Annotated in this window: 9 protein-coding genes and 2 tRNA genes; 3 read left to right on the top strand and 8 right to left on the bottom strand. The window is 46.5% G+C overall.

All coding sequences use genetic code 11. The annotated features are described in order from the left end of the window. Window positions 1–5 precede the first annotated feature (5 nt). On the top strand, window positions 6–1,283 hold the full coding sequence (locus ACMGDE_RS08560; protein WP_436832360.1) for an anthranilate synthase component I family protein: 1,278 nt from the start codon (window positions 6–8) through the stop codon (window positions 1,281–1,283). A 12-nt stretch (window positions 1,284–1,295) separates the two neighbouring features. Here ACMGDE_RS08560 and ACMGDE_RS08555 read toward each other — a convergent pair whose 3' ends face one another. The 7 genes from ACMGDE_RS08555 to ACMGDE_RS08525 all read right to left on the bottom strand — a co-directional run bounded on the left by ACMGDE_RS08555 (window position 1,296) and on the right by ACMGDE_RS08525 (window position 9,611). After that, complete coding sequence (locus ACMGDE_RS08555; RefSeq protein WP_436832359.1) at window positions 1,296–2,588, bottom strand: M16 family metallopeptidase; 1,293 nt, start codon at window positions 2,586–2,588, stop codon at window positions 1,296–1,298. Continuing rightward, window positions 2,581–3,825 (bottom strand): M16 family metallopeptidase, encoded by a 1,245-nt coding sequence (locus tag ACMGDE_RS08550; RefSeq protein ID WP_436832358.1) that lies wholly within the window; start codon window positions 3,823–3,825, stop codon window positions 2,581–2,583. The genes ACMGDE_RS08555 and ACMGDE_RS08550 overlap by 8 nt, the downstream gene beginning before the upstream one ends. 34 nt (window positions 3,826–3,859) lie before the next feature. Beyond that, entirely contained in the window at window positions 3,860–4,762 is a 903-nt protein-coding gene (gene hemF / locus ACMGDE_RS08545) for an oxygen-dependent coproporphyrinogen oxidase (RefSeq protein WP_436832473.1), read from the bottom strand. An 18-nt stretch (window positions 4,763–4,780) separates the two neighbouring features. Then, window positions 4,781–6,481, bottom strand: coding sequence for a gamma-glutamyltransferase (gene ggt, locus ACMGDE_RS08540; protein ID WP_436832357.1), 1,701 nt, complete (start codon window positions 6,479–6,481; stop codon window positions 4,781–4,783). A gap of 42 nt (window positions 6,482–6,523) precedes the next feature. Continuing rightward, window positions 6,524–7,531, bottom strand: coding sequence for an NAD(P)H-dependent glycerol-3-phosphate dehydrogenase (locus ACMGDE_RS08535; RefSeq protein ID WP_436832356.1), 1,008 nt, complete (start codon window positions 7,529–7,531; stop codon window positions 6,524–6,526). 94 nt (window positions 7,532–7,625) lie between these two features. Next, window positions 7,626–7,702: transfer RNA gene (locus ACMGDE_RS08530), tRNA-Arg, on the bottom strand. Between the two features lie 55 nt (window positions 7,703–7,757). Continuing rightward, window positions 7,758–9,611: a S41 family peptidase gene (locus tag ACMGDE_RS08525; protein WP_436832355.1), complete on the bottom strand. Its 1,854-nt coding sequence runs from the start codon at window positions 9,609–9,611 to the stop codon at window positions 7,758–7,760. A 192-nt stretch (window positions 9,612–9,803) separates the two neighbouring features. Between ACMGDE_RS08525 and ACMGDE_RS08520 the strand changes: the two genes are divergently transcribed. Both ACMGDE_RS08520 and ACMGDE_RS08515 read left to right on the top strand, forming a co-directional pair. Continuing rightward, the gene (locus ACMGDE_RS08520; RefSeq protein ID WP_436832354.1) at window positions 9,804–10,847 is read left to right on the top strand and encodes a sensor histidine kinase; all 1,044 of its coding nucleotides are present in this window, start codon (window positions 9,804–9,806) and stop codon (window positions 10,845–10,847) included. After that, entirely contained in the window at window positions 10,834–11,535 is a 702-nt protein-coding gene (locus ACMGDE_RS08515) for a LytR/AlgR family response regulator transcription factor (protein WP_436832353.1), read from the top strand. Before ACMGDE_RS08520 ends, ACMGDE_RS08515 begins: the two co-directional genes overlap by 14 nt. A 392-nt stretch (window positions 11,536–11,927) precedes the next feature. On the opposite strand, the gene ACMGDE_RS08510 is transcribed toward ACMGDE_RS08515, so the two are convergent. Then, window positions 11,928–12,015 (bottom strand) — tRNA-Ser (locus ACMGDE_RS08510). Between the last annotated feature and the right edge of the window lie 110 nt (window positions 12,016–12,125).

The following is a 12,125-nucleotide window of genomic DNA, read 5'->3' as shown; positions in this document are numbered from 1 at the left end:
TAACCATGGTATCGTTAGCATGCCATCTTGATGATCATGATACCTTTACTCAACGGGCGTTGCGGTGGGCGGCCCAGTTTGATAACGTATGCTATTTGGACTCCAACGGCTATCGGGATAATCACGGCAATATCGACGTGTTCATCGCAGTAGGGTCAACCGCCTCCTTTACATCTGATGGAAGCCGGACGTTCGAAAAGCTCCAGCAATTCATTGACAACCACCCCGACACCTGGATTCCGGGATTCCTCGGATATGATTTGAAGAATGAGATCGAAGCGCTGTCTACCCAACATGCGAATCCTTCCGGATTTCCAGATGCTTACTTCTTCGTACCGGAATACACGTTGCTGATCGGTCAATACAACGCCGAGATCAAAGGCCATAATCCGCAGGCCATCATCAAGCAAATTGAGGCCACAGCAATAACCGAAGAACCATTGGGATTTAAGGGCCAACTCAAATACCGGATGAATCGGTCGACTTATTTTTCGGCGTTCACCGAATTGCAGCGCCACATCCGTAAGGGCGACATCTATGAAGTAAACCTATGCCAGGAGTTTTTTGCCGAGCGGGTGTCACTCAACCCGTTGGAAGCATACCGGAGGCTCAACGAGGTATCGCCCACACCCTTCTCCTGCTTTTTTAAATTCGGACAAAAGTACATTATCTCCGCTTCGCCCGAGCGCTTCCTTTCCAAAAACGGCGACACCCTGCTTTCGCAACCGATAAAAGGCACCGCGCCCAGAGGCAAAAACGCCGAAGAAGATGAGCAACTGAAGACCGCACTGGCCGGCAGCCCAAAAGAAATCAGTGAGAACATCATGATCGTGGATTTGGTTAGAAACGACCTTACCCGCAGCGCAAAGCCCGGAACCGTCAAGGCAGCTGAACTGCTGCAAATCCATAGCTTCAAGCAAGTACATCAACTTATTTCAACCATTACCTGTCAAATACGCCCGGGAATGAATGCTACCCAGACCATCGAGAACACGTTTCCTCCGGGTTCCATGACCGGCGCCCCCAAAATCAGCGCAATGAAACTGATTGACCGGTACGAAAATAGCCGTCGAGGTGTGTATTCAGGTGCATTGGGGTACTTTAGCCCCCAGGGCAATTACGATTTCAGCGTGGTGATCCGGACCATGCTGTACAATGCCGAAAGTGGCTACCTCTCCTTTCATACCGGGGGGGCGATCACCGACAACGCCGATCCAGAAAACGAATACAACGAGTGCCTATTGAAGGGTAAAGCACTCTTTGAGGTACTCAAAAGCCGCTGATATTAAGCGCGGCTAACTGCCGGAGGCATACTTGCCGACCATCACTTTTACCATGTTGTCATAATCCAGATATGTGTTGGCCAACCGGAGGATCTCTTCTGGCGTAATGGTGTTGACGACATCGATGTAATAGTCGTAATAATCTAAACCAAGCCCCGAAAAATAGACACTCTTAAACTTGTCGGCGTGCGAAAACACGCTTTCCAGGCTACCCAGCATGGAGCCCATCATATAATTCCTGACCATGGTCAATTCGGTGTGGCCTACAGACTCGCTTCTGAGCTGGCGGATTTCCCGTTCAATTTCCGTTAGTGTTGCTTGCGTTACGTCCACACCGACTTCCGAAGCGACGGTAAAAAAGGCACTATGCTTCAGTGAGGCCAATCCGGAGCTAATGCTGTACGTGTAACCCTTGTCTTCCCGGATGTTCATCATCAGGCGGGATCCGAAGTATCCGCCCAACAACGTGTTGAGCACCTGTAAGCCGGGGAAATCGGGGTGGGACCGCTGGATACTTTGGCATCCCACCCGTATGGCGGATTGCAGGGCGTCTTTCCGTTCATCCAAGACCAATAGTCCTTCGGTTAGTGCGATAGGCGGCGCACCACCTGCCGGGGCGGTACCGTTGCCATCCGGCCAATCGCGGCCAAATAATCGCCCTACTGAATCGATCACCTCTTCCGTGACGTTTCCGGAGAGGATCAGCGTACAGTTTGACGGCGCATACTGTTGGCGGAACCGCGAGAGCAGGGCCTCGCTGGTGATCCCGTCGTAGTCTGCTACCTCGGGCACGTAGCCATAGCGCGTTGATCCGAATATGGTTTTGTTGAACAGCCGGCGGGCGACAAAACTATTTTTCTTCAAGGATACCTGTAGCCGTTGCTGATTGTTGCGAATATAGGTAGACAACTCCTTTTCGGGAAAAACGGAATCCGTCAGGACATCCTTCACCAAGGGCAATACTTGATTTAAGTGCTTGTTAAGTGAAAACAGCGTAAGTGACGATTGATCATAGCCGTACTCGGGCACCAAAAACGCCCCGTGGAAGTCGATCTGCTCCGCAATTTGCGCACTGCTGAATGTGGATGTCCCTTCCAGCAACAGATCGGTGACACCGGTATTCAACAACGCCTGGTCTTCCTGATCGAACACGTTGCCCACAATCCATTCAATGCGTACGAGGTCTTGTTCGCCTGCGTTAAACACAAAGGCTTGCAAGCCATTTGGAAACGCCAGGTGTCGCGGTTTGATTAATTCAAAACCCGTAACCGGGTGATAAGCAGGGGGCACCGTTCTGTCAAGCATGCGAAGTAGCAAGGTAAATAAGCGTTGAAGAATTCTCTTTCCTGAACAGCTGTTGGGCCTGTTGCCGGATATCGGCAGCGGAAACAGCCAAGTAGCGGTCTACTTCGGTGTTCAGGTCATCGGCATTCCCAAGTAGCTCAAAGTAAGCAAGATTCATGGCCTTTTCCAAAAGGGCCATTTCGGCGAAGACCATCGTCGATTCTATCCGATTTTTTACTTTATTCAGTTCATAGGAATCGACGAGCTCCGCTTTTAAGTTTTCCAATTCCGACCAGATTGCCTCCTCGGCGATATCGATGCGCACGGTGGGTGACGGTTTTCCCTCTATCACGAACAGGTTAGTATCCATGCTGCCGGTTTGGTACGCATTGATCTCGCTGAACAGTTCGGTTTCTTTGACCAAGCGCCGATACAATCGGGAAGATTGTCCATGCGAAAGCATGTCTGAAATCATGTCCATTGCATGGTATCCTGCTTGCAGACGTGCTGGACCGTGGAAAGCGATGTATAGGTTATTCAAGGGCACATCGGCCCGAACGATCTCCCTACGAGCTTCCCGCTGTTGGGGCTCTGCCGGTAGCTGACGTTCATGCCTGCTGCCGGAGGGAATCGGGCCGAACCAATTTTCGGCTAGCTGCCGCACTGCATTGCTTTCTACATTTCCGGCGACCACTAAGATGGCATTATTGGGCGCGTAGTGTCTGGCGAAGAAAGCTTTGACATCTTCCATTTTCGCCTGTTCGATATGGCTAAGGTCCTTGCCAATGGTTGCCCAGCGATAGGGATGCACCTGGTAAGACAACGGCCGCAGCCGAAGCCAGGCGTCACCATAAGGCTGATTGAGGTACCGCTGCTTAAACTCCTCAGACACCACATTGCGCTGTACTTCCAGACTTTTCTCATTGAAGGCCAGCCCCAGCATGCGATCGCTTTCCAACCAAAACGCGGTTTCGATATTAGCCGCGGGCAGGGTCATGTAATAATTGGTGATGTCATTGCTCGTGAAGGCATTATTCTGTGCACCCACAGCCTGCGATGGACCATCATAATTTGGAATGTTAACCGACCCACCGAACATGAGGTGTTCAAATAAATGCGCAAAGCCGGTTCGGTCGGGGTGTTCATCCCGAGCGCCCACATCATATAATAAATTGACCACCGCCATGGGCGTGGCGGCATCTTCATGCACCAACACCCGCAAACCGTTGGCCAATGTAAACCGATTGAATGTTACCATCCTTGATATGTGAATAATGTCGTTGTTGACGCGATCAGCGCGCCAGCCAATCAATATTTTGCTTGAGCAATGCCACCGTTTGGGCTTCGGCACTTCCCGGATCGGGCTGGAAGTCATATATCCATTCGGCATGGGGTGGCAGGCTCATTAAGATCGACTCAATGCGGCCATTGGTCTCCAGTCCGAACTTCGTTCCGGCGTCGTACACGAGATTAAATTCGACATACCGGCCCCGCCGGAGGTGCTGCCATCGCTTATTTGCTTCCGTAAACTCCCGGTACCGGTGCCGGCTGACCAGCTCTGTATAGATCGGCACAAATGCGCGACCTAGATCGCAGGAAAAATCAAAAATACCGTCCCATGACGCCACTGTCCTCTCAGGCGTGAGCCGGTCATAAAAAATTCCCCCTATTCCCCGCGTCTCCTGACGGTGCTTAATGTAAAAATACCGATCGGCAAATGCCTTAAAATCAGGATAAAATGCCGAGTCATATCGATCACAGATCGATTTAAGCTGCCCGTGAAAATACGCGGCATCATCAGCCAATACATAATGAGGGGTCAAGTCTATTCCACCGCCAAACCATTTTACCTCGTCGTTGAGTTCGAAGTACCGGATGTTCATGTGGATGATGGGCACAAACGGGTTATGGGGGTGGATGACGATAGACACCCCTGTCGCAAAAAAATTGCTTTCATCCACGTTAAATGCCTTTCTTACCGGCTCGGGCAATACACCGTGCACTGCTGAAAAATTGACGCCACCCTTCTCGATAACGGCACCATCCTGGATGATGCGTGTCCGGCCGCCGCCGCCGCCGTCCCGCTGCCACTGCTCTTCCTGAAAAGCTGCTTTTCCATCCAATGCCGTTAATCCCTGGCATATCTCATCCTGTATGCTTTTATACCGCTCCGCGATCTGCTGCTTATCCATTATCTTATACCGTTAAAGCCATTAATAGCCCATGGCGACATCGTCCCCGCGAGGGTCCGCCCCGCCTTGCAGGCGGCCATCGGAAGACACCAGTATCGCATCCACCCTACCGATACCATTTCGGTCGACCAACTTGTAGCCGGTGGCGGACAGCAGGCGGCGGACGGGTTCACTGATCGCCTCTTTCTCAGCGTCCACTTCGTCTGGCAACCATTGGTGATGAAACCTCGGTGCGGACACCGCTTCCTGCATATTCATCCCAAAGTCCACCACATTGAGGATGGTCTGAAATACCGAAGTCATAATGGTCGATCCGCCCGGCGTGCCGACTACCATGAACAGCTTGCCGTCCTTTTCCACTATCGTAGGCGTCATCGAGCTGAGCATGCGTTTGCCCGGTTCAATGGCGTTGGCCTCACCGCCAATCAAGCCGTACATATTCGGCGCACCCGGTTTCACCGAGAAATCATCCATTTCATTATTCAGCAGAAATCCAGCACCTGCAACCACCACCTGTGAGCCATAAGAACCATTGATGGTGGTGGTGATCGATACGGCGTTGCCCTCCCGGTCTACAATAGAGAAGTGCGTGGTTTCCTCATGTTCGATCTTAGGAGGGCTACCGGCATGGATGTCGCTGCTGAATGATGCATGGGTGAAATTCATATTGCGCATACGCTCAGCATTGTAGGCCGAGTCAATCAGCATGTCCTGTGGCACCTCGTAATAATCGGGATCACCTAGGTGCGTTGCCCGGTCTGCATACACCCGGCGTTCAGCCTCGATCATCACCCGCATCGTCGAATCGCGTTGGAATCCCCACGCCGATAACGGATAAGCCTCAACCGATTTAAGCATGGAAATCAGCGCGATACCCCCACTTGATGGCGGTGGCATAGACACCACCCGATGCCCGCGATAGGTAGATACAACGGGTTCACGCCATTTAGCCTCATAATTCTTCAGGTCGTCATGGCTGATGATCCCATTGCCGCGCTTCATTTCCTCCACAATCCTGGTGGCCGTTTCGCCTTCATAGAAACCCGCGCGTCCCTTGTTACCGATCAGCGAGAGCGTGTGTGCCAGTTCCGGCTGCACCAAGGTATCCCCCGCCGCCCATCCATCCGCGTTCACAAAAGCCGTCCCTTCAGGATTATAGTGCTCGAAGCTTTCCTTCCTGCCATTGAGTTCCCGCGCTTGCATCGCCGTAAGGGGAAACCCCCGCTGCGCCAAGCGGACAGCGGGCTGCACCAGTGCTGCCCATTCCAGTTTCCCATACCGTTCATGAGCCTTTACCATACCATCCACCGCACCCGGAACACCCGATGCCAATTGCCCACGAAGGCTGAGGTCGGTAATGGGGTTGCCTTCTTCGTCCAGGTACATATCTTTGGTCGCTGCAGCGGGTGCCGCTTCCCTGAAATCCAATGAGGCGAAGTCGCCATCTGCGCCGCGGTACACCATGAATCCTCCCCCGCCGATATTCCCCGCGTTGGGATACACAACCGCCAAGGCAAACTGCACAGCCACCGCGGCATCTACCGCATTGCCTCCGGCTTTGAGGATTTGCAACCCGACAGCCGATGCCTGCGGGTGTGCGGTGACCACCACCCCATTGCGATACGAAGGCGGTTGTTTGTCCAGCTTAAACGTACTGCACGAGACTGCCGAAACGGTCAGAAAGAAAGATAATAAGTAATGGAGCGAGGTTCCTCTTTTCATCTAGGGTGTGTTATTGCGTTCGTATTTAAGTTAATTGCATCATTATGTTAGCTTATCCGCTAACATTTTCATTTCCGTGATAGGCGATTGGTGTTGATACAACACCTGATACACCGCGTTGCAGATCGGCATGTCGATACCCTTCCTTTCACAAATTTGTCGGATACAATACGATGCATGATAGCCTTCGGCTACCATATTCATCTCCAGCTGCGCCGACTTGACCGAATATCCCTTGCCGATCATATTGCCAAAGGTGCGGTTCCGGCTATATTGAGAATAAGCAGTCACCAGCAAATCGCCCAAATATGCGGATTCCTTGATGTCCCGCGTAATCGGGTGGACAGTATTGACAAAATCAGCCATCTCCCGGATGGCATTGGATACCAATACCGCCTGGAAATTATCTCCAAACCCAATACCATGGCACATTCCTCCGGCGATCGCGTAAACATTCTTCAATACAGCCGCATATTCCGTCCCATAAATATCATCCGAAACATTCGTTTTGATATAGCGGGTATTGATCAGCGACGCGACTAACGACGCGACGGCCACATTTTGGGAAGCGATCGTCAGGTAAGACAGCTTCTCGAGGGATACCTCTTCGGCATGACAGGGACCGCCGATGACGGCGATATTGGCAGTCGGTATCCGATACCGCTCCTGAAGGAAATCGCCCACGATCTGATTTTCATCCGGAACAATACCCTTGATAGCCGATACGATGATTTTGCCGCGGAGCATCTCGGGCGACACCCCCATCAGCGCATCCTTTAAAAAAGCTGCCGGTGTATTGAGCACCACGATGGTTGCATTGGCGATCACCGTGCGCACGTCGGCGTGGATATTGCGTTTTGGAACCTCTACCGTGACGGCACTAAGGTAGTTGGGATTGTGCTTGTATGTGCGGATATAATCCGCCGTTTCCCGGTTGCGAACCCACCAATAGATAGACTTATCAGCGGCATTGTCATTGAGCATTTTAATCATCGCGGTAGCCCAACTACCACTACCCACTACGCCAACCGTTTGCTTCGTAACGTCCATCGTAAACCAAATCGATCTTGTCCGGTGCATGCAAGCATTTACTTGTGCTAACATGAACAAAAAAGCCCCTCAATTTGGACATCAAGAGGCTCGTTGGTACGCCAATCAGGATTCGAACCTGAGACCGACGGTTTAGAAAACCGTTGCTCTATCCAGCTGAGCTATTGGCGCTCCCATTGCGGTGCAAAATTAGAAAAATTTGTGAACATAAAAAACTTAATCCCGTTTAGAATCCGTCGTGACCAGGGCTACGGTTAATTATTTTAATCAATTTAGTTAGCTGGGTGTCGTAACCGTTCAAAACCTGTTTTTCATCCGTTTGAATAACAATATCCGGTATGGTTCCATTTCCATCTAAGGTCTTTCCATTTCTTTGAAATGACAGCATAGTCGAGACCCTGATTCGAATATTTGAATTTTTCAAATGCAATATCCTTGAATTACCACTTGAACCATCCGTTGTTTCTCCAGCTATTTTTACGTTTGGCAACCCTTTAAATACGCTGGTAAAGACGGATGCAGCACTAAAGCTTTCTTCATTCACTAACATATAGACGGGTTGCCTATATGATTCCCCGCCATGATGCAAAACCATATAAAAAGGACCGCTAAACTTCGAATCATCCACTGTTTTCTGAAGTTTTAAACCTTCACTAAACTGGTCAATAGCCTTTCTGTCATTGTCTGATAATTCCTCGGAGTTATAACTATAAAGGTACCGACCGCTCATGGATGGCTCGTCTCCAACTAGTTGTCGGTCCGTTCTTAAATACGCAACATTGGCAACCCAAGGAGATTGTTCCGGTTGAACAATATAACCCGCAAAGGTTTGAAGAATCGCTCTGCTACCCCCTGGATTGTTTCTAATGTCAATAATCAATGCTTTCGTATTGGAAAAACTTCGAAGCGTATTTTTTATGAAATTTTCCAGCCCCGCTACCTCGTCATAGTCGTACATCTGAGGAATGATTATGTACCCAATATTGTCTCCGACTATCTTACTTAAACCGTTAAAGTTACCTTCGCTTAGCTTATCCGTATTAATAGCATACGCTTCACTTAATTTTGAAGTATATCCCTTGTTCTCTTTGGTTAATAGAAAGATCTCCGTTTTTTCAACGCTGCCATCACCAAAAACGACCTTTATACTATCTGGACATGCTGTATCATTTGCAAACAATAAGGCACCATAATTTTGAATAGTGCTGCTCCCCCGCGAAAGTTTTGCTTGTGCTGGGGCCTTTTTATCCCGGTAATTATACGTGTTGATGAGCGTCTCTATGGCTACTCCGTCTATGCTTTTAAGAAAGGGATATGAACGATAATAGTAGCTATACGTTTCGCTTTTCTCGTCTTTTTTCAGCGCAATGATTTTTCCGTTTAAGGTTGCCACACCGAATGGAAGTTTTAAGCCATATGTTTTATGACCAATATCATTGAATGCCTCATTTTTTATGGACGAATGCCTATCTCCGATTTCTGCCATAATCTTGGCCATCTCGTTCGCTAGTTTATTGACATCAACCTGCGTATTCTCATCATCAATAGCATCAGCCAATTCCTTAATCCTCAACTGGTAATCAAACGTTGATAGTTGGCTGTAGGAAGAAACTGACTGCAGTATATCTTCAAATTGCCTTAAATCGGCTATCGCATCAGCTGTTGAAATTTTTTGGGGAAATTTAGATTCAGCGTTGGATCTATTATAAAGCAGCGAGCTTCTTCTATTTTCATAGGTAAATGCTCCGGTATAGGTATTTGAAATGCCCCCTTTGGATAGCTGTAACGTCACTTTTATAGTAGGTTCATAACCCATACCTCGTAGGACTTCCACAAGATCTTCAGAAAAGCGCTTTTGCCATATAGGTCCAAACCGTTCTTTGCAGAAATCCAAAAGTTCTTTTGTTGTAAAAGCATCTAATTTTTCAAGATGATACCATTCATTTTCAACTTGTACAACAGGTTGGCCTTTTTCCCATTTTACGGCTGTAAAAGGAGATGCCTTTTCCAGTTCCAATTTTTGACTAAAGGCAAGTAGTGAGCTAAAACACAAAACAGTGAATATAAAAAACGTCCTCATTTTTTAAATTTTTAACGTGAATTCTAGTCAAACATATTTTAATTTGAACCTTTACAAAAATGTTATAGACAAACCCTATGTCTGGATAGATGAACGTACGTTGCTAGCCGACTTAACACGATCCCATTTTTATATATTTACATTCATCTTTGAATAGCTATGTTTCAACCATCACATAAAACCATTCGAACAATGAAGACCATGTTTCATATGGTTTTTATTGCTATCATCATCATCAGCTTATTAAGAAGAGCCTTTATTTCCCTCCCAGGTGATTGGTTTTTCTTTTTGACAAGTGATGCCGTGGAGAATTTCGTATGCTCCCTAATTGCTTATCTATTATATTATTTTGTACCCAAATTAAATGGCAATTGGAAAAAGATAGGGTCTTCCGTCTTCTTTGTCATCATCCTACTAGCATTGGCATCCCTTAAAGATTACAGGATACTTCAAGATTACAGGAAACTTAAATATTACGAAATATTTAAAGATTACAGGATACCTGATGGGATCACATTTGAACGAACATTCGATTACTTTACAAGCTTTTTAGGACAATCATTTTTATTTTATTCATTTGTTTATATTATCAATCGCTTTGAGTTTTTTGGGCAATATCAAAAGCTGGAACGCGAATTAAACCAGGCTAAGGAACAGTTATTACGAAATCAATTACATCCCCATTTCTTATTTAATGCGTTTAACTCTTTATATAGTTTGTCGTTAAAAAATGATCCGGAGACATCGGATTATATTTTGAAATTATCAGGTATGATGCGTTATTTAACAGATGAGACTCATCTTAGAAAAGTTCCGCTGTATAAAGAATTAGATTTTATTGAAAAATACATCGCAATTGAAAAAATAAGATTCGGTAAAGATGCCCGTATCCAACTTCGTGTCGAAGAGGTTAATAGGGACGAAAAATGGATCGAACCGTTTCTGTTGATAACGCTTGTAGAAAATGCTTTTAAGCATGGGTTTTATACCAACATCAAAGATGCATTTGTAAAGATCAATGTAGATATCAGGAATGAAGAACTTCTATGTACTGTAGAAAACAGTCTTTTTAACAAGCAGCATTTCCAAGAAAATAACCGTGAAGGAAAAGGGCTTGAAAACCTAAAAAAGCGATTGGAACTGCTGTATCCAAAAAGTTCGAGTATCAAGATCACTAATACACAACATACCTACACGACGCATCTTAAAATTACACTAAATAATGAAGTTATATAAAGCTATTATAATTGATGATGAATCGTTGGCTATAGATGTCATAACGCATCATTTAAAGCGTTTCTCAAATTTTGAAGTGATTAGAGCCTTTACAGATTCGGTCGAAGCCTTTGATTTTTTAAAACAAGGTTATCAAGTAGACCTTGTTTTTACAGACATTGCAATGCCCGAAATTTCTGGAATTGAGCTTGTAAAACTTTATAACGCCAATACCAAGTTTATAATGACTACTTCTTATAGTCAATATGCCGTTGAAAGTTTTGATTTAGAGGTGGTCGATTATCTTTTAAAACCAATTTCGTTTGAACGTTTTTGTAAAGCGATTATCCGTTTTGAAGGTTCTGAAAATATGGAGGGTCAAAATATCCTTGAACCCTCATTTTTCGTAAAAGAAGGCGATGAATTTATCAAGATTTTAGTAAAGGATATAGATTATATTGAGGGTTTAAAAGATTATGTTAAAATTATTACGGGGAAAAATTATTGCTTAGCACTAAAATCATTAAGATCGATAGAAGCGGTATTAAGTACTTATAAATTTATGAGAATTCATAAATCGTATGTTGTTCCATTAGCTAAAATAAGTCAGTATAATGGAAAATGTGTAATCATCAACAATTCAGAAGTTCCAGTTGGTAGTAGCTACAGAGAGACTCTTAAGGCTTATTTAAATAAAAATAAATTATAACCCATCCCATGCCCCTTATACGCCTTTATCCTGCTATATAGCCGCTTACCCTTCGCTAAAGACCAAGCACACCAATGCCCGACTTTCTCCTACACGTGTTCTCCCATCTCGCATGCCGTACGCGGGGCGTATGCGCTCCGAATGCATGATTTTCTCGCATACAGCCCGCGTACGCCCCGCTAGAATCACGGTAAAAGTGGGAAGAAAGGCAGGAGAAAGTCCGAAGAAAGGCCCCTGTGCAGGTTCTTATGCCCTTGTTGAGGACGGCTTCAAAGCAGATGAATGCCGCTCGCTTTGCTCACTCGTTATTTTTGTTTGTGTTTTTTTGCTGAAATAAGTTTGGCAACACCACAAACCAAAATACCCCGACAAGTCGGGGTATTCATTTGCGTTGGCGGAGAGTGAGGGATTCGAACCCCCGGTCCTTTAACAGACAACGGTTTTCAAGACCGCCGCATTCGACCACTCTGCCAACTCTCCGCCGCAAAAGTACAAACTCTACCACATTTTGCAAATGGAATTGTGCTTTTTTTACTAATACGTACATTTTCAGCTGAATAACCTTTGGACTGGCATCGAGTCCAATCGGA

Source organism: Parapedobacter brassicae (assembly GCF_051400755.1).
Taxonomy (GTDB): domain Bacteria; phylum Bacteroidota; class Bacteroidia; order Sphingobacteriales; family Sphingobacteriaceae; genus Parapedobacter.
Note: the sequence above shows the minus strand (reverse complement) of the source record. Positions and strands in the feature narration are given on the sequence as shown.

Excerpts from the sequence above, each read along its gene's own strand:
- ACMGDE_RS08550 (WP_436832358.1), bottom strand. The coding sequence starts at position 3,825 with ATGGTAACATTCAATCGGTTTACATTGGCCAACGGTTTGCGGGTGTTG.
- ACMGDE_RS08535 (WP_436832356.1), bottom strand. The coding sequence starts at position 7,531 with ATGGACGTTACGAAGCAAACGGTTGGCGTAGTGGGTAGTGGTAGTTGG.
- ACMGDE_RS08515 (WP_436832353.1), top strand. The coding sequence starts at position 10,834 with ATGAAGTTATATAAAGCTATTATAATTGATGATGAATCGTTGGCTATA.
- ACMGDE_RS08560 (WP_436832360.1), top strand. The coding sequence starts at position 6 with ATGGTATCGTTAGCATGCCATCTTGATGATCATGATACCTTTACTCAA.
- ACMGDE_RS08525 (WP_436832355.1), bottom strand. The coding sequence starts at position 9,611 with ATGAGGACGTTTTTTATATTCACTGTTTTGTGTTTTAGCTCACTACTT.
- ACMGDE_RS08520 (WP_436832354.1), top strand. The coding sequence starts at position 9,804 with ATGAAGACCATGTTTCATATGGTTTTTATTGCTATCATCATCATCAGC.
- ggt (WP_436832357.1), bottom strand. The coding sequence starts at position 6,481 with ATGAAAAGAGGAACCTCGCTCCATTACTTATTATCTTTCTTTCTGACC.
- ACMGDE_RS08555 (WP_436832359.1), bottom strand. The coding sequence starts at position 2,588 with ATGCTTGACAGAACGGTGCCCCCTGCTTATCACCCGGTTACGGGTTTT.